Here is a 21,667-nt window from a genome sequence, read left to right as displayed (position 1 = left end):
TGGAAGAACAGGGACAATTCGTCCCAATTATTTTGTGATCGCCAGCTTAGCGTCTGAAAGCCGGCCATAGGAAGCATGCATGACCATCAAGCTTGAACACCAGATTGCCACCGAAATCTCCGCCCGCCCAGAGCAAGTGCTGGCCACCATTCAGCTGCTGGATGACGGTGCAACAGTCCCGTTTATCGCCCGTTACCGCAAAGAGGTCACCGGGGGTCTGGACGATACCCAGCTGCGGACCCTGGAGCAACGCCTGTCGTATTTGCGGGAACTGGAAGACCGGCGTCAGTTGATTTTAAAAACCATCGACGACCAGGGAAAGCTCAGCAGCGAGCTGCAGCAGCAAATTCTGGCCGCCGACAACAAAACCCGATTGGAAGATTTGTACCTGCCCTACAAACCCAAACGCCGCACCAAAGGCCAGATGGCGATTGAAGCTGGTCTTGAGCCTTTGGCCAATGCCATTCTTGCCCAGCCAGAGCTGGACCCGGAGCAGCAAGCGACCGGCTACCTGAACCCTGAAGCCGGCTATGGCGACAACAAAGCCGTGCTGGATGGCGTCAAGTACATTCTGATGGAACGCTTTGCCGAAGACGCCAATTTGCTGGCCCGTTTGCGCCAACAACTCAGTCAGCATGGCGTCTTGAAAAGCAGTGTGGTTGCCGGTAAAGAAAAGGAAGGCGCCAAGTTCCGCGATTACTTTGAGCACAGCGAGTTGTGGCGCCAACTGCCATCGCACCGGGCGCTGGCCATGTTTCGCGGCCGCAACGAAGGCTTTTTGCAATTGCAACTGCTGCCGGACAGCGATGAAACCGAAGCGCACCAGCGTTGCATCGCCCTGGTCGCCAGCCATTTTAACCTCAGCAATGAAGGCCGGGCAGCCGATGCTTTTTTGCAGACCGTGGCGCAATGGACCTGGAAAGTAAAGCTGCACCTGCATTTGGAAAATGACTTGCTAAGCGAGTTGCGTGAGCGTGCCGAAGAAGAGGCCATCAAAGTCTTTGCCCGCAATATGAAAGATTTGCTGATGGCAGCTCCCGCTGGCCTGCGTCCGACCATGGCACTGGACCCGGGCCTACGCACCGGGGTGAAAGTAGTGATGCTGGATGAAACCGGCAAGCTGCTGAGCAGCCAGACCATCTTCCCACACGCGCCACAAAACCACTGGGACAAGTCGCTGCGCACCCTGCAAAACCTGTGTCAGCAATTCAAGCCCGAGCTGGTGGCGATTGGCAATGGCACCGCTTCGCGTGAAACCGATCAGCTGGTGGCCGAGCTGATGAAAAAGCACCCCGAGTTAAAACTGACCAAAATCATGGTGTCGGAAGCCGGCGCTTCGGTCTATTCCGCCTCGGAGTTTGCGGCTCAAGAGTTTCCGGATTTGGATGTCTCGTACCGCGGTGCCGTGTCGATTGGCCGCCGGCTGCAAGACCCGTTGGCCGAGCTGGTAAAAATTGAGCCCAAAGCCATCGGTGTCGGCCAGTACCAGCACGATGTCAACCAAAGTCTGCTCACTAAATCGCTGGAAGCGGTGGTTGAAGATTGTGTGAACGCCGTTGGCGTGGATTTAAATACCGCGTCAGTACCCCTGCTGAGCCGGGTCGCCGGCCTCAACAAAACTCTGGCGCAAAATATCGTGCTGCACCGGGAGCAGCATGGCCGCTTCCAAAACCGCAAACAGCTGTTAAAGGTTAGCCGGCTTGGTCCCAAAGCCTTTGAGCAAGCCGCCGGCTTTATGCGCATCAGCGGCGGTGACAATCCACTGGATGCCTCAGGCGTGCACCCGGAGTCCTACCCGGTGGTGGAAAAAATTCTGGCCCAGCACCAAAAATCGCTGCAGGACATTCCGGGAAACCGCGATTTTATCAGCAAGCTGAAAGCCGAAGACTTTGCCGATGCCCACTTCGGTATTCCAACCATCAGCGATATTTTAAATGAACTGGAGAAACCAGGCCGGGATCCTCGGCCGGAGTTTAAAATGGCCAGCTTCAAAGAAGGCGTCACGACCATCGACGACTTAAAGCCCGCCATGCTGCTGGAGGGTGTGGTCACCAACGTCACCAATTTTGGTGCCTTTGTCGATGTTGGCGTGCATCAGGATGGTCTGGTGCATATTTCCTCCTTGTCCGACACCTTTGTCAGCGACCCACACAAAGTGGTAAAAGCCGGTGACATCGTCAAAGTGAAGGTACTAGATGTGGATAAAGAGCGCAAACGCATCGCGCTCACCATGCGGATGGACGAACAGCCTGGCCAGGCAGCAGCATCAAAGAGCCCGACCGGCAAAGGAAAAAGCCAGCAGCCCCGAGCGGCCAAGCCAGCCAAAGCTGCCGCCCCGGCCAATGCCGCTATGGGCAATGCCTTTGCCGATGCGTTGGCGAAGTTAAAGAAATAGCTGTTGAGAAGCTGCGTCAGGCCAGTTGGCGCAGGCTGCTTTGACTGGGTTGGGTGGCACGCTGGTAATAGCCGTTAATTACCTGGCTACGTCGCTGCAGTGTTTCGGTGTCAGACACTGTACCCGTATTGGCTGCAGGCACACGGATTTGATCTTCAGCAGCCGTATCGGCCATCGCCCGACGCGGCGCTGACGGCTCGTTGCTACGACTAATGGCTTCTTTAGCCATCTCGGCTCTGGCTGCCAGCATGCGACGACTAGCGTCTGCAGCAATACGCCGATCAGCGGCTGAGGGTTCAGCAGGCGCCAAAGCAGCGGCGCGGACTTGCTGCATTTTTTGCACCGTTGCCTGTGGGTCGCCGGGGATCTCAGAAATATCGATTTGTACTTCACCACCAACGGCATACTGATTGCCGTCCGGGCCGCGTTCGTAGGTGTAGCTTGGTGCACTGGCGTATTGACCACCCACCGCCGCATGCGCTTGTTCGTGAGCACGGACTTCACGATCCCGCGCCTGCAGCTCACGTAACTCCTGCTGCTCGGCACGCTCCTGCTGGCGTTGTTGCTCATCCTCAGAACGACTTTCTGGATCCCGCTCTGCGTCTTGCTCCCGGCCACGGGCCGCGGCATTGGTTTCTGTCGCGGTTTGTTCACTGCGCTGCGCATTGCTGACTGGAACTGGTTGCTGCTGTTTGGCTTTGTCATCGGTGGCAACCGGTTTTTCCGCCGCGCTTTTGGCCGCTTCTTGTACCGGCTGAAACAGATCACGGCGCTCACCATCACGCCGCGCCATCTCCGTCGCCGGGTTGGCGGTATTCAGGCTGACGTTGGGGTAATGCGACGTAATCAACATGGCATCAGGCCTTGGTATCAATCAAGGTGCCCAGCACACTGCTGGCGGTTTCGATGGAGCGGACATTGGCTTCCGCCAGTCGCTGCTGCACGGTGAGATCCACCAAACTGGCTTCCAGGCTGGGGCCGGTGGCTGTTGGTACAGACACAGCCGCATTGTCATCCGGCTGAACCGCGTCCAGCGGGCGGCTTTGCTGGTTGATGTTCTGAGTACTCTGCCGCATGCCATCACTGGCCGATTGCAGACCTTGCAGGCCGGACGCAAAAGCCGACTGAATGTTCATAGGCCCCTCATTCCACTTACTTCACTGGTTAATTATTAACCATTTTGGGTAAAAAATAAAGCGTTTAAGCCGCTAAGCCGGTAATTGCTGTTGGCAATGCAGCAACCAGGCAGCGCTTTCAGCCGGATGCGAGATAAAAGGCGCGTGTGAGGCATGGGCAAAGCAATGGGTCTGAGCTGATGGCACTAATTGCTGCAATGCCTGTTCAGCAGCACTGGGCACCAAGGTATCGAGCCGGCCAAAGGCAGCATAAACCGGCAGCGGCAACCGGGCCAGCTCAGCCCGCAGATCGCCATGCTGCAACAATTCCAAGCCGCCCAGTACGGCCTCTGGTTGTGGCTCGGGCAACTGCAAAATGGCCTGGCGCAACTGCTTGATGTCCTCTTTTGCGCTGGGGCTCCCCAGCGCCTGGATGGCCAAAAAGCGCTGGATGGTTTGCGCTATGTTGTGGCTGAGTTGCTGCTGAAACTGGGTAAAAATGCGTGCCGACATCCCCGGCCAGTCGCTTTGCGCCATAAAGCAAGGCGATGCTGCCAGCAGAGCCAGCGCCTGCACCTGTTGTGGGAAGCGCCTGGCCAGCTCAATGGCAACCAGACCACCCAGCGACCAGCCACAAAGCACAGCCCTGGCCGGCAGCTGCGGCTGCAACAACTCAACCAGAGCCGCTAAATTGTAGGGTTTCGGGCACTGCCGGCTCAGACCAAAGCCCGGTAAGTCCAGCGCCTGCACCTGCCAGTCCTGCTGCAATAAAGGCAGCCACTGCTGCCACACCGCCTGATTCATCCCCCAGCCATGCAACAATACCAACTGAGGCTTGCCCTGATCTGCCACCTGCACCATACTCCTAAAAAACATCGAATAAACATTTATGCTACAAAAACTATTGCATCCGCTGATCCCAAACCGCTGCCTCTGGTGTGATTTAGCGGTGCACCGACCGGGTCAGCAGCTATGCAGCTGCTGTGAAAGCGCCTTGCCAGGCTTTGACATTGGTTTTTATCAGGGCAATTTGCTGTGGCTGCCCGCTGTGCAGCAAGGCTTGCCCAAACTCTATGCTGAGCGCTTGCTGAGCCTGAGCTGGTATCAGGCACCTTATGATTATGCCATTAGCCAATGGAAGCACCAAGATCAACTGGCCGCCGGCCACTGGTTGATGCAGCAGTTTCGGCAGATGGCTGTGCGCTACCGCGCTGAGGGGCATCCGCTGCCGGATGCGATTTGCTACATACCGATGCCCGCATGGCGCTATCTAAAGCGGGGCTTTAATCAGGCCAGGTTGTTGGCGCAGGTCCTGAGCAACTGTTGGGATCGGCCACTGCTGCCGTTGCTGAAACGACGCCGGCAAGGGTTAAAGCAGCAGCGATTAAAACGGGGCGAACGCCTGAAAAACAGCCGGCAATTGTTTCAGTTGCATCCAGCCTGGCAGGGGCGCCTGGCCGAGCTGGGACGAATTGCCCTGGTCGACGATGTGATCACCACCGGCAGCACCTTGCAACAAGCCTGCCGCTGCTTGCAGCAGCAGGGTGCCAATCCGCCTCAGCTCTGGACTTTGGCCATCACGGCCAAAGACCGGCGTAGCTAGTTTTCATCCAGAAACGGGCTCCTGCCCTTATTCTGGAACGACAAATGAAAATTGCGATTTCCATCCTTAGGTTCGCGAAACGGTACATCCCTATACCCGCTTTCCATTTGTCTCACATTTTCAATGCGTTACCACGCACTGAAAATGGCAGCGCATCCCTGCGCTGCGCTAGTGCCCGCCTTTCTGGACGGGCACTAACTAGCGGCTAATCCTCTTCCTCGGTTTGCGGGCTGGCGGAAAAGGTGTGGCCCAGATACAAGGCATTGATCAGCAAGCGGCTGGAGCCTTTAAAGTAGCCACGAAACACCGGATTGTCGGTCATGGCAATCACCCGTCCCCGACCATGATTGTGCGCAATTAAGGCCGCAGCCTGGCCAATACGGGGGACAAACTCCGGTGCGGTGTAACCAGCCAGATGCGGCTGCTCACTGTACAGAGCGACATTGACAAAGGGCGCATGCGAAGGCTGCAACAACAAGGTGCTGTTTTTAAACAGCGGCAGCCGGTCCCGGGGGAAGCCAAAAGCCAGTGGATGGCTGCGATCCAGCTCGGCTTCAAAAATGGCGCCGGCAATCCGCTGCCTCCCGGCCAACACCTCTTGATCGGCATAGCGCAGGTTTTGGTGGGAAATCAGCCGGTTCATCTCCGCCGGGTGCCACAATTGCGCTTGCAGCAGCTCATGCTGCACCAGCCAGCTCAGGGCTCGTTTTTGTCCCCAAAGGATGCCACCGGCATTCAGCCAACGTCGTAATGGCTCCAGCTCGGCGCTGTTCCAGCTTTGGTAATTGCCATCGGGCAAAATAATATGGCTGTAGCGGCTTAAGTCAATGCGACTGAAGCGATCAGGCTCCACCATGCTGGGCGAAATGCCCGCCAGCCGCTCCAGGTTGTACCACAGCTCACCGACCTCGGTGGAGTTCATGCCAGGCCCGGCCAGCAGCAGCACCTGCGGCAAGGACACCGGCACAAAGCGGAAGCTGCCCAGGTCACTGCCCTGCGGCGTTAAACCCGTTTGCACCGCATAAAGCGGCAACGACAACCGTTGCTGCGCCGCCAGCAAGCGGCTAAACCAATCGGACTGCTGCTGCAAGCCGGCCGGGATCAACACCGAGCCGGCGACAAAAGGCTGGGGTCCATCCGGGGTCACGGCGGTAAAATCAGCTTGAGCGACTTTGGCGACGACCCCATCGGCCAGCAACGCCTGCAGCAACAAAGGCGCATTCTGATCCTGCCAGTCAAAAGCGTAGGCGTAGGCACCTGACTCAGGTGCGACAACCGACTGAGCAACCTCCTGCCAGTTGTCATTGCTCAGAACCCGGGATGGGTCCCGCTGCACCGGTCGAAACTCAATGTTGTAGGCGTAAGGCAAGGTCCAGCTGGACACATCGTAAAAGGTGTTGTCCGGGAAATTCTTGCGGGTGCTGAATGCGCCTTTCAGCAGGCGGTACTGTGGCTGCTGGAAGGGCACAAAGTAGCTTTCCCCGGCCCGGTAACTATACTGCCCATCCTGCCAGTCGCGCACCAGCGGGTAGACCTCAATCTGGTGCTGGCGTAACAACCGCAGCAATGCCTGCAACCGGGTTTTATCCTGTCCTTCGGTCAGCATGTAGCCACGGTAATTTTCCTGCCGGGCTTCGGTTTGCCCCAAACGGAAGAAGTCCAGCTGATAGCGCTGCAGTTCGCGGCGGTATTCCACCGAGCCCCGGATGGTCGACAGCGAGGTCAGCAACTGATTGCGAATGGTACGCTCAAAGGTCAAAACGCCGTGAATGGACTCCTGCGCATGGCCCCGGCTGCTGGCTTGCTCAAACAGAATGCCAACGCCACCGGTCACATCCGGGTAGGTCGAGCCTTTGCCGATGTAAAAGTCATCGAAGCTTTCTTCGGTGTAGTACAACTCTTTCGCCTGATCCAGACTGGCGGCATGAAACTCCGCCAGGATCCGGGTCAGTTCGAAATTGCGCTCTGGCGTCAGTGGGTAATTGCGGCTTGGGATCCCAGGCTGAAAAAAATAGGTGCTGTTGGTGCCCATTTCGTGAAAATCACCCAGCACCTGGGGCAACCAGCGATGGTACTCGGCGATTCGGGCCTGACTTTCCGGATGCTGCAGCAGCAACCAGTCCCGGTTTAGATCGAACCAATAATGATTGGGTCGACCGTTGGGCCAGGGCTCAACATGCTCACGATGCTGCGGATCCGCCACCGGTGTTTTGCCACGGTGCATATTGACCCAATGCGAAAAGCGATCGTGGCCATCCGGGTTCAGGCTGGGCTGAATAATGATCACCGCTTCGTCCAGCCATTGCTGCACCTCGGTGCTCTGGCTGGCGGTCAGGTAGTAAGCCAGAGCCACAGCGGCGTGGGCGGCACTGGGCTCGTTGCCATGCACACCGTAGCCCAACCAAACAATCACCGGGGCATCATCGGACAGAGCCTGTCCCCGGCTCTGCGCCTGGTTCTGCTGGCGAATTTGCTCCAACCGGCTCAGGTTGGCTTCGGATGAGACGATCAGTTGCAGCAAAGGACGCCGCTGATGGCTGTAGCCAATCACCTGCAACTCAGCCAGCGCAGAATGCGCTGCCAGGCGCTCAAAGTACTGCTGTATCTGGTCATGACGCCAATGCCACTCGCCCATGGCGTACCCGGATGTTTGGGCCGGGGTTGGCACCTCAGGATCAAGCGCGCTCTCTGGCCAGATGGCTTGCAGGTGAAAGCTGCACAGCAGCAGCGTCAGTAACAGGTATTTCATGCAGTCGTCTCCGGATTTGAAAATCCGTATCGTGAGGATACTTGGGTATAAGTGTCCAATAAAGGCCGCCCAAACTCAAGCCGGGCTGGAAACCCTTCGTCAGGAAGAGTATCATAGGCTATAACCTAGTAATTTAGTCAGGTACTAACGATGATCGCAATTTCTGAAAGTGCACAGAGTCACTTTGTTAAGCTGTTGGAAAAGCAGCCCGAAGGCACCCATATCCGGGTCTTTGTCGTCAACCCAGGCACGGCCAGCGCGGAGTGTGGCGTTTCTTACTGTCCGCCCGACTCGGTGGAGGCCACTGATCTGCAGCTGCCTTTTACTGGTTTTTCTGCCGTGGTCGATGCTGAGAGCCAACCCTTTTTAGTGGATGCTGAAATTGACTTTGTCACCGATCAGATGGGCTCGCAGCTAACGTTAAAAGCGCCGAACGCCAAGGTACGCAAGGTCAGTGACGATGCGCCGCTGCGCGAACGGGTCCAATACATGATTGATGCCGAAATCAACCCGCAGCTGGCTAACCATGGCGGCAATGTTCGGGTGGTCGAGCTGAACACCGACGGCGTTGTGGTGCTGCAATTCGGTGGTGGTTGCAACGGCTGTGCTCAGGTTGATCTGACGCTGAAAGAAGGCATCGAAAAAGAACTGCTGAATCGTTTTGCCGGCGAGTTAACCGGCGTGAAAGACGTGACCGAACATCAGCGTGGTGAGCACTCTTACTACTAAAATGCCCGGTCGGCCCAAATCAGAACAAGGAGGCCCTGTGAAATCAATGCTACTGAGTCTGTTGCTGTTGCTCTGGCTGCTTTGCTCTCCAGCCCAGGCCGCAGTGATCCTGATTTACCATCACATTGCCGAAGACACGCCCAGAGTCAGCAGCACCACCGAAGCCGAACTGCGTGAACACCTGGACCACTTGAAGGAACACAACTTCAAGGTAATGCCCCTAGATGTCTTGCTGCAGCAGCTGCAAAACGGTGAGCCGGTGCCGCACAATGCGGTTGCCATTACCTTTGATGATGGCTACGCCAACAATTACACCGCTGCCCACCCTATTTTGATGGAGTATGGCGTACCCTACACCATTTTTATCAGCCCGGGCGACATCGACAACCGCACCGGGCCGGTGATGAGCTGGGATCAGATCCGCCGTATGAGTGAGGATGGTGTGCTGGTTGCCAACCATGCCATGTACCACGAGAAGATGGCGCAGCCCGAACCCGGTGAAAGCAAAGAGGCCTGGTTGCAGCGGATGCGTGCCACCATCTTGGATGCAGAGCGCCGCATCAAAGAAGAAACCGGCCAAAGTCACCGTCTGCTGGCCTACCCCTATGGGGAGTTCAGCCCCCGCTTGGAAGCCCTGGTCAAGGAGTTGGGCTTTATCGGTATTGGCCAACAATCCGGTGCCGTTGGCCCTAGCACCAAGATGACCCGGGTGCCTCGCTTTCCGGCCGCTGGCCGTTTTGCTGAAATGTCGGATCTGGCGCAAAAGCTACGCACCCTGCCTTTTACCATTGTGCAGCATCGCCAGGCCGATCCGATGGTGACTAGTTCGCAAAACCCACCGACGCTGTCGTTGCAACTGGAGGTTGACGATTTTCGCCCTGCGCAGCTGCGCTGCTTTGCCGGTATGGAAGTGATTGAACCCGAGTGGCTGGAGGATGGCCAGACCTTTGTTGCTCAGGCCAGCAAGCCACTGCGTCAAGGCAGAGCGCGCTACAACTGCACTGCCCCATCCATCAGCAAGCGTGGTTACTTCTATTGGTACTCGCAACCCTGGCTCTACGGCCGCTCCAGCGACTAGAGCAGCGGCTTAAGAGCAGCGGCTTAAAAATGCCGACAGCTTAGCTTCGGCTAAGCTGCCGGATCACCCAGGGGAAATCGGCCAGTAAATCCTCACTGTGTACGGTGGGGACCCGCCCTTCGGCCAACTCTGGCTTGAACATTGCCACCAACTGCCCCTTTGGATTGATCAGCACAATGGAAGCGCTGTGGTCCACCAAGTAATGCTCATCGGTGGTACTCGACATGGCGTACATCAGCCCCAATTGGCGGACAAAAGGAAACAGCTGATCATGGCCGGCAGTCACCCCGGTGATGGCAGCCTGCTGAAAATACTGCACATAGCTGGCCATTTGTTGCGGTGTGTCCCGGTTCGGGTCCACCGACACGAACCAAATACCGAGTGGCTCCGACACATGCCGCTGCAAGTCATCATGCAAACCGGCCAGTTGCGCCAGGGTTAACGGGCAAATATCCGGGCAGTAGGTGTATCCGACAAAAGCCAGTGTCCACTGACCATACAGCTGGTCCCTTGTCACCGCAGAGCCGGTATGACTGGTCAGCCTGAAATCCGACAACACCCGCGGCTGCGGGTACAGCAGCGTGTGTTCCGGTTGATGGCTGTTTTGCAGCCAGTGGTAACCTGTTACACCAGCGACCAGCGCCAGCACCGCGATCAAAGGAAAGAAAAGTTTAGAAGCCATAAATCGGAGCTATCTTTAAGTAATGATCCAGCAAGAGTACCAGAAAAAGTACCATTAAATGAACGATGGAGAAACGGAACATGGCCATCGCCTGGCCATCGCTATCGGCAAACTTCAGCCGCCAGGCATGCTGCATAAAGCGTAAGTTCAGCAGGCAAGCCCCCACCAGATAAATCAGCCCGGTCATGCCCACCACATAAGGCAGCAAGCAGACAATAAACAGCATGATGGTGTACAGCAGGATGGCGCTTTTGGTAAAAGCAATGCCATGGGTTACCGGCAGCATCGGCATGTTCACCTTGGCGTAATCATCACGGCGGTGAATGGCCAGTGCCCAAAAGTGTGGAGGGGTCCAGGTGAAGATGATCATCACCAACAACAGTGCGTAACCGTGCAGTTCGCCCGTCACCGCCGTCCAACCGAGCAAAGGCGGCATCGCGCCTGCCAAGCCACCAATCACAATATTTTGTGGCGTAGCACGTTTTAAAAACATGGTGTACACCACCGCATAGCCAAACAAACTAAGCAGGGTCAGCCAGGCCGTCAGGGCATTCACGCCCAGATACAGCATCACAAAACCACTGACAGCCAGCAGCAGGGCAAAACCAATGGCCTGATTGGAGCTGATGCGCCCTTTGGCAACAGGGCGGCTGTGGGTTCGCGCCATTTTGGCATCAATTTTTTGATCAACCACATGATTCAGCGCAGCAGCGGCAGCCGACAACAAACCAATGCCCAGCGTGGCCAGCAGCATCACCTGCACATCGGGCAAGCCCGGTACCGCCAGCATCATGCCGACCCAGGCGGTGAGCACCAGCAATGCCACCACCTTGGGCTTGGTCAGCTCCAGATAGTCGCGCCAGCTGGCGATGGCATGGCGATTCAGTTGTTTGGCAATGGCCATTATGCTTTCTCCTGTTCCCTGGTGCAGTGCTTGAGCTGATAGAGGATCACCACCATGCACAGCAATAAATTCGCCCCGACAAAGTTGTGCGCAACGGCATTCAGCAGCGGCAGATGCAACACCACATTCAGTACCCCTAACACAAACTGTAGCAGCAAAATCGCCGCCAGCGCCAGCGCTAGTTTTTTCATCAGGGCGGTTGCCGCTTTTTGCCACAGCAACCAGCTAAAGAGACCGGTAACCAGTAAGGTAATGCCCGCACCAATTCGGTGAAAGACATGAATGGTTTGGCGTGCATCCTGCGACATCACGCCAAACTCGTAGTCATCGTAGCCCAAGTGCAAACTAAAGGCTTCCCCAAGTGCCAGCCGGCTGGCCCAGCCAGGCTCGCAGATTGGCAGCTCAATGCAGGCAAGAGCTGCGTAGTTGGCGGCGGTCCAGCCGCCGAGGGCAATTTGCAGTGCCACCACCACCGTCGTTGCAATCGCCAGTGGCTTGAGCCTGGCAAGCTGAGGTTCCAGCTTAGCCTGATACTCTGGCCGCAACTGCAGCCAATAGAGGCCAAGCAAACAGAGCAAGGTAAAGCCGCCCATCAGGTGCGCCATCACCACGATGGGCAACAGGCTCAAGGTCACCGTCCAGGCACCCAGGGCGGCCTGAAAGATCACCAAAGCCGCCAGCACCGTTGGCAGCAGGCGTGGTGTCAGAATTCTGCCAAACCAGCTGATAAAGAAAATAGCCGCGATCATCAAACCCAAAGTGCCGGCAAAGTAACGATGAATCATCTCGTTCCAGGCTTTAAAGGGCTCCAGTGGCCGCTCAGGAAAAGCCTGCTCCGCCTGCGCTATCCGTGCTTCGGTCATCGGCACTTTTATAAAGCCGTAACAGCCGGGCCAGTCCGGACAACCCAGGCCGGCATCGGTCAAGCGGGTGTAAGCCCCCAGAATAATGACCACCATGGTCAGCAGCAGAGTCCAAGTGGAGAGTTTTTGCAAGAGACCTTTGTTCATACCCGGATCCGATCATAGTTCATCAGTTTTAACAAATCGCTGCGAATGGCGCGGGCAATATCGGCCGGCAGCTGCTCATCATTGGGCAACGGATAGCGCAGCAGTGCCAGCCCTTGCACATCGACAATCACAATGTAGTTTTGTACCGCTGCATGACTGCTGTTAGCCCCCGGTTGCTGCTGGAACACCGGGTATTGCTGCAGAATGGTATCGGCAGGTTCAGTGCTCAACAACCAGGGCTGCACCTGCACCTGCTTTCGCCCCAAACCAATAAAGAGTTGCTGCACCGTATGCAGGCCCTGCTGACAGCGCTCGGTACAGTCGTTTGCCGGGATGACCGCCAGACGCCATACTTTTTCATGCGCCTCCAAACCCGGCAGCACAAAAACCTCTTCCGGCATCCACTCGCCCTGGCTGGCGGTACCCCCTTCGAACCATTCAAAATGCAGTGCCAACTTGGCCAGCAACAGCGGCAACAAGCAAATCGGCAGGAAAATACTGAGAAATTTAGTTTTGTTCATTGTCATCCTCTTTACGCAAACTGGCGGCCAAAGCAACCCCCAATGCAGCCACCCCCAGCATAAACCATTGCAGGGCATAACCGCGATGTTTTTCCGGCGGCAACACCACGGGCTGATAATGGGGAAGAAAAGGGCTTTGTTCCATTTGGTAAATCACTGCCGGCAAGGCCGGTTCTGGCAAGTAGGGGTTGATGCTTTCCAGCTCAATTTGCTGGATCCGCATCGGCCAGTCCCCGCCGGCCTCCAGGTTTTGTCCCAACCGGAAGCTGCCAAAGGAAGTGCGCAGCAAACCGCGGATTGGCAATTCTTCCGGGATCTCAATGTCAGGCAACTCATTGCGGCTGCCGGCGGCCGGCACCCAACCGAGGTTGACCAACACCGGAGGATCAAAACGGTTAAACTGCACCGGGATCACCACATCGTAGCCAATGCGGCTCTGCACCATTTTGTTGTCCAGCAGCCAGACTCTGGGAGCCAGCCAACGTGCCTGGTCGGCTATTTGTACCAGGTCGGCTTCGGCCAATGGCAGCTGTTGCAACTGGGTCCAACTTAGCGGCCCTTCGGCCTGCCAGCTTGCCAATTGCTGCAATTGCTGTTCTTTTTCTACCGCACGGCTGAGCTGCCACCAACCAAGCTTGATTAAAATGACAAATACCGTCAAAGTGATCAGCAACCAGACAGGGTGCACCGAGAAGGAACGGCCAGCCATCCTAAAATGCATAAAACCAATCCGGGAGAACAAAAAATATGTGGTTGAATCTTGCCATCATCGCACTACTGCTCTTTATTGTTGTTAACTTATTCCGTGCGCTTTTTACCATGCTACGTAGCGAACCAGGTACAGTGCGGATGAGTAGCTTCCTGGGTAAGCGTGTCTTTTTATCCGCACTGGTGATGCTGTTAATTTTAGTGGCGCTGGCAACCGGCGTGCTGACGCCAAACCCGCGTCCCTACTAAACGAAAAAGTAAGGCAAAAAGCCGGGGTGATCCACCCCGGCCGGTTAAAACACGTAGACCAGACAGAACACAATCACCCAGACCACGTCGACAAAGTGCCAGTACCAGGCACCGGCCTGGAACGCAAAGTGTTTCTCTGCAGTAAAGTGACCTTTCAGCACCCGCAGCAGCACAAAGAACAAAATCAGCGCGCCCAACAGCACGTGCATGCCATGAAAGCCGGTCAGGATAAAGAAGGTATTGCCATAAATCCCTGAGTCCAAACGCAAGCCAAGGTCGCGGTACGCCAGGATGTACTCATAGCCTTGCAGCCCAAGGAAGATAACCCCAAGGATCAAGGTTACCAGCAGCATGCCGGTCAACTGGCCGCGTTTGTTTTGCTCGATGGCAGTATGGGCAAAGTGCAGCGTGATGGACGAGGTGATCAAGATCATGGTGTTGATCAATGGCAAGCCCCACCCCATGGCCTGGGTCTCGGTGCCACCTGGCGTGGTGAGCAATGGCCAGACGGCTTCGAAATTTGGCCACAGAATGGCACCGGTCATTTCGTTGTTGCTGGCCCCACCGAGCCAAGGCACGGCAATAAAGCGAGCGTACAACAAAGCGCCAATCAGTGCGGCAAAAAACATGATTTCGGAGACGATAAACCAGCTCATGCCCTGTTTGAAGGAGCGATCCATCTGCGCGCTGTACAAGCCCGACATGGATTCATCCACCACATTTTTAAACCAGCCATACAGCATTACAAACAGGATAGCGATGCCGAGCAGCAGCATGTAACCACCCCAGCCACTTTGGTCCTTGCTCATGTCAATCACATAAAAGCCGGCCCCTAAGGCAATAAAAAACAATGCAATGGCACCGACCAGTGGCCATGGGCTCTGATCAGGCACGTAATATTTTTGGTAGCCTTCGTTATTCATTCTTATTCCCCAAACTCTTTGGCACTGTCGTCTTGTTGCCCGGGCTGCCACTGACTGGTGACATCGTACAGGGTATACGACAGCGTAATGGTACTAAACTGAGATGGCAGCGCAGGATCCACATAAAATTGCAGCGGCATCAGCATGTCGTTGCCGCCCGCCAGGTACTGCTGGGTAAAGCAAAAGCATTCAATTTTATGGAAGAAAAGCGCCGCCTGACCGGGTGAGACAGAGGGCACAGCCTGACCCACAATGGCCTGGCCGGTCGGGTTCTCTGCCAGATAATTCATCACGTGGATTTCGCCCGGGTGCACCCGCATTCGGCGCACCTCGGGTTTAAAAATCCACGGCATCTGCTGATTGGGCCGGGCAATAAACTCAATGGTAATTTCCCGGCTGGTATCGACAATGGCAGCCTCAGCAGATACCGGTTCGGATGCTGTTTTGCCGTTGATGCCGGTGATCTCACAAAAGACATCGTACAACGGCACCAAGGCGTAGCCGAACGCAAACATGGCAACCACCAGCAAGCTTAATTTGCCAATCAGGGTGCTGTGTTTCGCATTCATAGTGGCCTCCTATTTCACCTGCGGTGGGGTATCAAAGGTATGGTACGGCGCCGGTGACGGCACTTCCCATTCCAGGCCTTCAGCGCCTTCCCACGGCTTAGCCGGTGCTTTTTCGCCGCCACGGATGCACTTCACCAGCACCCAGACAAAAATCAGCTGCGACAAACCAAACAGGAAACCACCGACACTGATAAAGGCATTAAAATCTGCGAACTGCAAGGCGTAGTCCGGGATCCGCCGCGGCATACCGGCCAGGCCGACAAAGTGCATCGGGAAGAACAGCAGGTTCACCGAAATCACCGAGCACCAGAAATGCAGTTGGCCCAGTTTCTCATCGTACATATGGCCAGTCCATTTCGGCAGCCAGTAGTAAGCAGCGGCAACCAGCGAGAAGACAGCACCCGACACCAGGACATAGTGGAAATGCGCCACCACAAAGTAAGTATCGTGGTACTGGAAGTCGACCGGCGCAATCGCCAGCATCACCCCGGACAAGCCCCCAATGGTAAAGAGCACAATAAAGGCCAGCGCAAACATCATCGGCACTTCAAAGGTCATGGCGCCACGCCACATGGTGGCCACCCAGTTGAACACCTTGACCCCGGTGGGCACCGCAATCAGCATGGTGGTGTACATAAAGAACAGGGTGGCGTAGACCGGCATGCCGGTGGTGAACATATGGTGAGCCCAGACTAAGAATGACAAAATGGCGATACTGGCCGTGGCATAGACCATGGAGGCATAGCCAAACAGCTTTTTACGGGCAAAGGTGGGTACGATGGCGGAGATAATACCAAAAGCCGGTAAAATCATAATGTAGACTTCCGGGTGACCGAAAAACCAGAAAATATGCTGGAACAACACTGGATCACCGCCGCCTGCCGCATCAAAGAAGCTGGTGGCAAAGTACTTGTCGGTCAACACCATGGTTACCAGACCGGCCAGTACTGGCATCACCATGATCAGCAAGAAAGCGGTGATCAGCCAGGTCCAGACAAAGAGGGGCAGTTTCATCCAGGTCATGCCCGGTGCCCGCATGTTGACGATGGTCACAATGACGTTGATGGCACCCATGATAGAGGAAATCCCCATAATATGGATGGCAAACACAAACAAAGCGGTGCTGTCATTGCTGTAGGTGGTCGATAGCGGCGCGTAGAAGGTCCAGCCAAAGTCCGGCCCACCGCCTGGTAAAAACATCGAGATAATCAGGATCAAGAACGCGAAAGGCAGGATCCAGAAACTCCAGTTGTTCATCCGCGGCAGTGCCATATCCGGCGCCCCAATCATCATTGGGATCATCCAGTTGGCCAGGCCGGTAAAGGCTGGCATGACCGCGCCAAACACCATGATTAAACCGTGCATGGTGGTCATTTGGTTAAAGAATTGCGGCTCAACAAATTGCATGCCCGGCTGGAACAACTCCAGTCGGATCACCATCGCCATGGCGCCGCCGAGGAAAAACATCGCCAGCGCGAACAACAGGTAGAGGCTACCAATGTCCTTGTGGTTGGTGGTAAAGAGCCAACGTTTGATGCCGGTTGGCTTGTGATCATGATGTGCATCATGATGATCTGCAGTGGTTACGGTGCTCATGCCCTACTCTCCCTTACTCTGCATGTACTCATAGACTTCAACCGCCTGCACCACATCGCCGGTATCGTTGCCCCAGGCGTTACGGGTGTAAGTGATTACGGAGGTTAGCTCACGCAGACTGAGCTGTCGGGCAAAGGATGCCATTGAGGTGCCGGGGCGACCATCGACCATCACCCGGATGTGCTCGGCACGATCCTGAGTCGTCACATGGTTGTCTTTTAAAGCCGGGAACATCGGCGGTAAACCGGTGCCGTTTGGCTGATGGCAGGCCGCGCAGTGCGCCAAATAAACCCGCTCACCCAGTTCCATTTGCTCATCCAGATTCATCCGAAGTGCCAGCAAGCGCTGTTCCTCTTCACGAATGGCGGCAATGCGGGCTTCTTCTTGCTCAACCCAGATGGCAAAATCGTCGGGCTCTTTGGCAATCACCACTATGGGCATAAAACCGTGGTCCATGCCACAAAGCTCGGCACACTGGCCGCGGTAAATACCTGGCTCATTGACCCGGGTCCAGGCTTCATTGATAAAGCCCGGGTTGGTGTCTTTTTTAATGGCAAAGGCCGGTACCCACCAGGAGTGAATGACATCGTCCGACGTCATCAGGAAACGGACTTTTTTGCCGGTCGGGATCACCAGTGGACGGTCGACTTCAAGCAGGTAGTTCTGCCCCTTGGGCAGCCGGCCTTCAATCTGACCACGCGGCGTCGCCAAAATGGAGAAGAAGTCGATGTCGTAATCCAGATACTCGTAATGCCAACGCCACTGCGAGCCGGTGACCAGCACCGTCACATCCGAGTCGCTGGTATCCTCCATCGCAATCAACACCCGGGTGGCCGGAATCGCCATCAGGATCAGAATCAGCACCGGTATCGCGGTCCAGATGATCTCAACCTTGGTACTTTCATGAAAAGTGGCGGGGGTGACGCCACGGGACTTACGATGCAGGATAATGGATACAAACATCGCGGTGAATACCACCAGGCCAATGGCGCAGCAAATCCAGAATATCGTCATGTGCAAGTTGTACACCTGCTGACTGATATCGGTGACACCAGGGGTCATGTTGAACTGGATTTCAGTTGCATGAGCCTGGCCTGCCAACAACAAGGCCGGTAGCGACCAACGCAAACTTCTCGTTTTCGCCACGTTTACTTCTCCTCTGACATTTTGCAAAAAGCAAACTGTCGAAACGAAGCACACAGTACACCTTAATCCATGGCAACATTTCGCAATTGCTGATTTGAAATTGTTGTAGTTATTTGTCGCAATGCTAGCGCACAATTTTTTAAGCTGATTGTTGTCGCACAAAGCGGAACAGACGCTGTCCCTTTATGGGTACTTATTATTTCATCAGTTCTCGCCTAAGAATTATCCAAATCGCGCTCAGTGTAAACCCCTAAATAGCAAAAGCGCCGGCAAAACCAAGTGGTCGTACCAGCGCTCTTTCTATTTTTTAGCTCAGTAAGTTAGCGTTGTTTCGTCATCCGTTACAGCCAACTGCCATTGCGGATCACCCCAACAGCAAGGCCTTCTATCTGAAACTCCTGCTGCGTCAGATCCACCTTGATCACCTCAAAGTCCTGGTTTTCCGGGTGCAATAGCACCCTGGAGCCCTGACGCTCAAAGCGTTTCACTGTCACTTCATCGTCTACCCGGGCCACCACCACCTGCCGCTGTTCGGCCCGGTTGGTTTTGTGCACCGCCAGCAGATCGCCATCCAAAATGCCAATGTCCTGCATGCTCATGCCCTGCACCCGCAGCAAAAAGTCGGCATGCGGCTTAAATAAGTGAGCATCCAGCTGGTAATGATCCTGAATGTTCTCGGCTGCCAGAATCGGCTGACCGGCCGCCACTTTGCCAACCAGAGGCAAACCCAGTTGCTCTGGCGCGGCCTCTTCATCCTCAATAATACGTAAGCCACGGGAGGTACCCGGCAGCATTTCAATCACCCCTTTGCGCGCCAAAGCTTTAAGATGCTCTTCGGCGGCATTGGCCGACTTAAAGCCCAATTGACGGGCGATTTCCGCCCGGGTCGGCGGCATGCCGGTTTCGGCTTGATAATCGCGCAGCAGCTGCAAAATTTCAGCCTGACGTGCAGTAAGTGGTCTCATAGTGCTGGTTACCTGTACAGTGGATACTGTCAGTATATACAGGCTTTTTTAAAATGCCAAGTCGAACCAGGCATCCACTGCCGAACTGGCAGTGGGCACCCTGGCTAGCAAGGTGGTCGACATTGCGTCGCCAGTGTGCCTTGCATTGAAAGCGGTTATAGGGATATACCGTTTCGCGAACCTGAGGATGGAAAGCGCCCAAAGGCTCTGAAACTCGCATCTTGAGGTCACTTGGGTATAAAATATAGGTTTTGCCATCACGGAAACTCGATATGCTGCTGCGCTTGCAATGGCTTGCTGCTTTGTTGAAATGGCCACTGCGCCCTTTGGTTCGTTGCAAATTACTGCCGGCGGAGCCGATAGCGGAACTGCAGCTGAATGTCCAACGTCCGGTGTTCTACATCTGTCATACCGAATCGGCCAGCGATTTAGCGGTGCTGCGCCGGGTGTGCCAGCAACTGCAACTGCCGGATCCCATGCAGCCGGTGCAGCTTGGCTCTGAGCGGCACGACCGCATTTTATTTTTGGAAAAACCGCATCGGCTGATTGGTGGTCGCGGCAAAACCCGTGCCTTGCAGCAGGGACTGGCGCTGTTGCAAGCCCACCAACAGCAGCCTGAACTCAATGCCCAGTTAATTCCAGCCGCCATTTTATGGGGACGCACGCCCGGCAAAGAAAACAGCATTAAGTGGCTGCTGGGCGAAGCCCACTCCCCCAACTGGCTGGCTAAACTGCTGATCGTGCTGATCTCAGGCCGTCATACCCTGATCCGCTTCAGCCCGCCAGTGCAATTACAACAGATGGCCGCTCAATTTGGTGCCGATGCCGTGGTAGCACGCAAACTGCTGCGGATGTCGCGCATTCATTTTTACCGGCAGCGGCTGGCAGCGACCGGGCCTCGCTTGATGAACCGCAACCAGCTGCAGCATGCCATTTTGGCGCGCCCAGCGGTGAAAAAAGCCATCGCCGACGAGGCCAAAGCCAAACAAGTCTCTACCGAAGCAGCCCGCAAGCGGGCCCGGCAACTGCTGTTGGAAATAGCGGCCGATTACCGGGAATCAACCCTGCGGGTCGGTGATCGGGTGCTGGGCTGGCTGTGGCATAAACTCTACCACGGCCTCAAGATTCAGCATGGCAAGCAGTTGCAGGAGCTGGCGCAAAAAGGCCATGAAATTGTTTATGTGCCTTGCCACCGCAGCCATATGGATTACCTCTTGCTCAGCTATGTGATTTACCACCAGGGCTTGGTACCACCGCACATCGCGGCCGGGGTCAACCTGAACTTCTGGCCAGCCGGGCCGATTTTCCGCCGCGGCGGGGCTTTCTTTATTCGCCGCAGCTTCAGTGGCGACAAGCTCTACTCGACGGTGTTTCGTGAGTACCTGGGCCAACTGTTTAATAAAGGCTATGCCGTTAAGTTTTACCCGGAAGGAGGTCGCAGCCGCACCGGTCGTTTGCTGGCACCAAAAACCGGCATGCTGGCCATGACGGTCCAGACCCTGCTGCAAGGCAGTGACCGCCCCATTACCCTGGTGCCGGTGTACCTGGGGTATGAGCATGTGATGGAGGTCAACACCTACCTGAGTGAACTCAAAGGCTCAGCCAAACAAAAAGAGTCGGTCTTCGGTGTCTTTAAAGCCATTCGCAAGCTGCGCAATTACGGTTATGGCTACATCAATTTCGCCGAGCCGATTTCACTGAACAGTTATTTATCCGAGCGGGTGCCCGACTGGAAGCGACTGCGTGAGTACAGTACAGTCCCTAAACCAGCCTGGCTGGGTGGCGTGGTGGATGAACTGGCCACAGAGGTGATGGTGCACATCAATCAGTCGGCGGCGTTAAATGCAGTGAATCTGGTGGCTTTGGTGCTGTTGGCAACCCGACACAAAGCCATGGCCCGCTCGGAGCTGGAACAGCAACTGGCGCTTTATCTTAAGCTGCAGCAACAGCTGCCCTACCATGCCCGCATCAGTTTGCCGGAGCAAAGTGCAGCCGAGCTGGTCAATCACGCCATTGCGATGGAAAAAGTACAACAAAGCAGCGATCATTTTGGCCAGATCATCGCGCTGTCCGCCGAACAGGCCATTCTGCTCAGCTACTTCCGCAACAACATCATTCATCTGTTTATGTTGCCCGCCATCCTGGCATCGGCTTTGTTGCGTCAGCGCGATCTGAGTTCGTCCTTGCTAAGCGATACCATCAAACAGCTCTACCCCTTGCTGGCAACCGAACTGTACCTGCACAGCCAACCGGATGCGCTGGCCACAAGTTTGCTGGATTTCATGCAGCAGGCCGGTTTGATTGAAGGGGGAGCCAAGGCACCCAAGCCAGTGCCCCAACAAGCGCCAGGCTACCGGCAACTCGGCCTGTTGGCCGGCGTGGCAACCGATACCCTGCAGCGCTACGCCATCGTATTGAATTTATTGCAACAAGGCCGGAGCTGGCAGCGAGCAGCACTGGAGCAGCAGAGTCAGGCGCTGGCCGGACGCTTGCTGACGCTGCATGGCATTACCGCACCGGAGTATCTGGATAAACAGCTGTTTGCTACCTTGTTGAAGGCACTGCGTCAGCAACAGTTGCTGCGGCTAACCGAGGATGGCAGCTTGCAGGCTACCTACCAGCTGGACAATCTGACCAGCATCGTCAATGCCATGCTGCACTCGGACGTACTGCAAAGCATCCAGCGGCTGGTTCAGAGCTGTGCAGCCACTATACCCAAGTGACC

General features: G+C 55.7%; 20 protein-coding genes. 6 read left to right on the top strand and 14 right to left on the bottom strand.

Annotated elements, in window-relative coordinates; translation table 11 throughout:
* Positions 1 to 79: 79 nt before the first annotated feature.
* Positions 80 to 2,395 carry a Tex family protein gene (locus tag Q3O59_RS14990; protein ID WP_305946355.1) on the top strand — a complete coding sequence of 772 codons (2,316 nt, stop codon included), beginning with the start codon at positions 80 to 82 and terminating at the stop codon, positions 2,393 to 2,395.
* Positions 2,396 to 2,411: 16 nt separating this feature from the next.
* On the opposite strand, the gene Q3O59_RS14985 is transcribed toward Q3O59_RS14990, so the two are convergent.
* The 3 genes from Q3O59_RS14985 to bioH all read right to left on the bottom strand — a co-directional run bounded on the left by Q3O59_RS14985 (position 2,412) and on the right by bioH (position 4,386).
* On the bottom strand, positions 2,412 to 3,248 hold the full coding sequence (locus Q3O59_RS14985; RefSeq protein WP_305946354.1) for a putative metalloprotease CJM1_0395 family protein: 837 nt from the start codon (positions 3,246 to 3,248) through the stop codon (positions 2,412 to 2,414).
* A 4-nt stretch (positions 3,249 to 3,252) separates the two neighbouring features.
* A complete protein-coding gene (locus Q3O59_RS14980; RefSeq protein WP_305946353.1) occupies positions 3,253 to 3,531 on the bottom strand; it encodes an excinuclease ATPase subunit in 279 nt (92 codons plus the stop codon).
* Positions 3,532 to 3,603: 72 nt separating this feature from the next.
* Positions 3,604 to 4,386, bottom strand: a complete 783-nt coding sequence (gene bioH, locus Q3O59_RS14975; RefSeq protein ID WP_305946352.1) for a pimeloyl-ACP methyl ester esterase BioH — start codon at positions 4,384 to 4,386, stop codon at positions 3,604 to 3,606.
* Positions 4,387 to 4,399: 13 nt separating this feature from the next.
* Here bioH and Q3O59_RS14970 point away from each other — a divergent pair, with 13 nt between their 5' ends.
* A complete protein-coding gene (locus Q3O59_RS14970) occupies positions 4,400 to 5,113 on the top strand; it encodes a ComF family protein (RefSeq protein ID WP_305946351.1) in 714 nt (237 codons plus the stop codon).
* A gap of 205 nt (positions 5,114 to 5,318) precedes the next feature.
* Here the strand turns inward: Q3O59_RS14970 and Q3O59_RS14965 are convergent, their stop codons facing one another.
* A complete protein-coding gene (locus Q3O59_RS14965; RefSeq protein ID WP_305946350.1) occupies positions 5,319 to 7,862 on the bottom strand; it encodes a M14 family zinc carboxypeptidase in 2,544 nt (847 codons plus the stop codon).
* Between the two features lie 150 nt (positions 7,863 to 8,012).
* On the opposite strand from Q3O59_RS14965, the gene nfuA reads away from it, so the two are divergent.
* Positions 8,013 to 8,591 carry a Fe-S biogenesis protein NfuA gene (gene nfuA / locus Q3O59_RS14960; protein ID WP_305946349.1) on the top strand — a complete coding sequence of 193 codons (579 nt, stop codon included), beginning with the start codon at positions 8,013 to 8,015 and terminating at the stop codon, positions 8,589 to 8,591.
* A gap of 46 nt (positions 8,592 to 8,637) precedes the next feature.
* Positions 8,638 to 9,669: a polysaccharide deacetylase family protein gene (locus Q3O59_RS14955; RefSeq protein WP_305946464.1), complete on the top strand. Its 1,032-nt coding sequence runs from the start codon at positions 8,638 to 8,640 to the stop codon at positions 9,667 to 9,669.
* Positions 9,670 to 9,709: 40 nt separating this feature from the next.
* On the opposite strand, the gene Q3O59_RS14950 is transcribed toward Q3O59_RS14955, so the two are convergent.
* From Q3O59_RS14950 to Q3O59_RS14930, 5 genes are read right to left on the bottom strand one after another with little or no spacing between them, the layout of a single operon-like run.
* Positions 9,710 to 10,351 carry an SCO family protein gene (locus Q3O59_RS14950; RefSeq protein ID WP_305946348.1) on the bottom strand — a complete coding sequence of 214 codons (642 nt, stop codon included), beginning with the start codon at positions 10,349 to 10,351 and terminating at the stop codon, positions 9,710 to 9,712.
* Positions 10,341 to 11,255, bottom strand: coding sequence for a heme o synthase (gene cyoE / locus Q3O59_RS14945; RefSeq protein WP_305946347.1), 915 nt, complete (start codon positions 11,253 to 11,255; stop codon positions 10,341 to 10,343). The genes Q3O59_RS14950 and cyoE overlap by 11 nt, the downstream gene beginning before the upstream one ends.
* A complete protein-coding gene (locus Q3O59_RS14940; RefSeq protein ID WP_305946346.1) occupies positions 11,255 to 12,265 on the bottom strand; it encodes a COX15/CtaA family protein in 1,011 nt (336 codons plus the stop codon). The genes cyoE and Q3O59_RS14940 overlap by 1 nt, the downstream gene beginning before the upstream one ends.
* Positions 12,262 to 12,786 carry a redox-active disulfide-containing membrane protein gene (locus Q3O59_RS14935; protein WP_228590932.1) on the bottom strand — a complete coding sequence of 175 codons (525 nt, stop codon included), beginning with the start codon at positions 12,784 to 12,786 and terminating at the stop codon, positions 12,262 to 12,264. The genes Q3O59_RS14940 and Q3O59_RS14935 overlap by 4 nt, the downstream gene beginning before the upstream one ends.
* Positions 12,773 to 13,507: an SURF1 family protein gene (locus Q3O59_RS14930; RefSeq protein WP_305946345.1), complete on the bottom strand. Its 735-nt coding sequence runs from the start codon at positions 13,505 to 13,507 to the stop codon at positions 12,773 to 12,775. Before Q3O59_RS14930 ends, Q3O59_RS14935 begins: the two co-directional genes overlap by 14 nt.
* Positions 13,508 to 13,533: 26 nt before the next feature.
* Here Q3O59_RS14930 and Q3O59_RS14925 point away from each other — a divergent pair, with 26 nt between their 5' ends.
* A complete protein-coding gene (locus Q3O59_RS14925; protein WP_228590928.1) occupies positions 13,534 to 13,743 on the top strand; it encodes a DUF2909 domain-containing protein in 210 nt (69 codons plus the stop codon).
* Between the two features lie 44 nt (positions 13,744 to 13,787).
* On the opposite strand, the gene Q3O59_RS14920 is transcribed toward Q3O59_RS14925, so the two are convergent.
* The 5 genes from Q3O59_RS14920 to lexA all read right to left on the bottom strand — a co-directional run bounded on the left by Q3O59_RS14920 (position 13,788) and on the right by lexA (position 18,942).
* Positions 13,788 to 14,666, bottom strand: a complete 879-nt coding sequence (locus tag Q3O59_RS14920; RefSeq protein WP_305946344.1) for a cytochrome c oxidase subunit 3 — start codon at positions 14,664 to 14,666, stop codon at positions 13,788 to 13,790.
* A gap of 2 nt (positions 14,667 to 14,668) precedes the next feature.
* Positions 14,669 to 15,235, bottom strand: a complete 567-nt coding sequence (locus Q3O59_RS14915) for a cytochrome c oxidase assembly protein (protein ID WP_305946343.1) — start codon at positions 15,233 to 15,235, stop codon at positions 14,669 to 14,671.
* Positions 15,236 to 15,244: 9 nt separating this feature from the next.
* A complete protein-coding gene (gene ctaD / locus Q3O59_RS14910) occupies positions 15,245 to 16,831 on the bottom strand; it encodes a cytochrome c oxidase subunit I (RefSeq protein ID WP_228590922.1) in 1,587 nt (528 codons plus the stop codon).
* A gap of 3 nt (positions 16,832 to 16,834) precedes the next feature.
* Positions 16,835 to 17,977, bottom strand: coding sequence for a cytochrome c oxidase subunit II (coxB, locus tag Q3O59_RS14905; RefSeq protein ID WP_440132272.1), 1,143 nt, complete (start codon positions 17,975 to 17,977; stop codon positions 16,835 to 16,837).
* 341 nt (positions 17,978 to 18,318) lie between these two features.
* A complete protein-coding gene (lexA, locus tag Q3O59_RS14900; RefSeq protein WP_305946342.1) occupies positions 18,319 to 18,942 on the bottom strand; it encodes a transcriptional repressor LexA in 624 nt (207 codons plus the stop codon).
* A gap of 272 nt (positions 18,943 to 19,214) precedes the next feature.
* Here lexA and plsB point away from each other — a divergent pair, with 272 nt between their 5' ends.
* Positions 19,215 to 21,665, top strand: a complete 2,451-nt coding sequence (gene plsB / locus Q3O59_RS14895; protein WP_305946341.1) for a glycerol-3-phosphate 1-O-acyltransferase PlsB — start codon at positions 19,215 to 19,217, stop codon at positions 21,663 to 21,665.
* Positions 21,666 to 21,667 lie beyond the last annotated feature (2 nt).

This window comes from Alkalimonas delamerensis, from assembly GCF_030717955.1.
Taxonomy (GTDB): domain Bacteria; phylum Pseudomonadota; class Gammaproteobacteria; order Enterobacterales; family Alteromonadaceae; genus Alkalimonas; species Alkalimonas delamerensis.
This window is presented reverse-complemented; position numbering and strand designations above follow the sequence as displayed.

Coding starts and splice junctions, on each gene's coding strand:
- lexA (WP_305946342.1), bottom strand. CDS start 18,942: ATGAGACCACTTACTGCACGTCAGGCTGAAATTTTGCAGCTGCTGCGC.
- Q3O59_RS14930 (WP_305946345.1), bottom strand. CDS start 13,507: ATGCATTTTAGGATGGCTGGCCGTTCCTTCTCGGTGCACCCTGTCTGG.
- nfuA (WP_305946349.1), top strand. CDS start 8,013: ATGATCGCAATTTCTGAAAGTGCACAGAGTCACTTTGTTAAGCTGTTG.
- Q3O59_RS14955 (WP_305946464.1), top strand. CDS start 8,638: ATGCTACTGAGTCTGTTGCTGTTGCTCTGGCTGCTTTGCTCTCCAGCC.
- Q3O59_RS14970 (WP_305946351.1), top strand. CDS start 4,400: ATGCTACAAAAACTATTGCATCCGCTGATCCCAAACCGCTGCCTCTGG.
- ctaD (WP_228590922.1), bottom strand. CDS start 16,831: ATGAGCACCGTAACCACTGCAGATCATCATGATGCACATCATGATCAC.
- Q3O59_RS14985 (WP_305946354.1), bottom strand. CDS start 3,248: ATGTTGATTACGTCGCATTACCCCAACGTCAGCCTGAATACCGCCAAC.
- Q3O59_RS14965 (WP_305946350.1), bottom strand. CDS start 7,862: ATGAAATACCTGTTACTGACGCTGCTGCTGTGCAGCTTTCACCTGCAA.
- Q3O59_RS14920 (WP_305946344.1), bottom strand. CDS start 14,666: ATGAATAACGAAGGCTACCAAAAATATTACGTGCCTGATCAGAGCCCA.
- Q3O59_RS14980 (WP_305946353.1), bottom strand. CDS start 3,531: ATGAACATTCAGTCGGCTTTTGCGTCCGGCCTGCAAGGTCTGCAATCG.
- plsB (WP_305946341.1), top strand. CDS start 19,215: ATGCTGCTGCGCTTGCAATGGCTTGCTGCTTTGTTGAAATGGCCACTG.
- Q3O59_RS14940 (WP_305946346.1), bottom strand. CDS start 12,265: ATGAACAAAGGTCTCTTGCAAAAACTCTCCACTTGGACTCTGCTGCTG.
- Q3O59_RS14935 (WP_228590932.1), bottom strand. CDS start 12,786: ATGAACAAAACTAAATTTCTCAGTATTTTCCTGCCGATTTGCTTGTTG.
- Q3O59_RS14990 (WP_305946355.1), top strand. CDS start 80: ATGACCATCAAGCTTGAACACCAGATTGCCACCGAAATCTCCGCCCGC.
- bioH (WP_305946352.1), bottom strand. CDS start 4,386: ATGTTTTTTAGGAGTATGGTGCAGGTGGCAGATCAGGGCAAGCCTCAG.
- Q3O59_RS14950 (WP_305946348.1), bottom strand. CDS start 10,351: ATGGCTTCTAAACTTTTCTTTCCTTTGATCGCGGTGCTGGCGCTGGTC.
- Q3O59_RS14925 (WP_228590928.1), top strand. CDS start 13,534: ATGTGGTTGAATCTTGCCATCATCGCACTACTGCTCTTTATTGTTGTT.
- Q3O59_RS14915 (WP_305946343.1), bottom strand. CDS start 15,235: ATGAATGCGAAACACAGCACCCTGATTGGCAAATTAAGCTTGCTGGTG.
- cyoE (WP_305946347.1), bottom strand. CDS start 11,255: ATGGCCATTGCCAAACAACTGAATCGCCATGCCATCGCCAGCTGGCGC.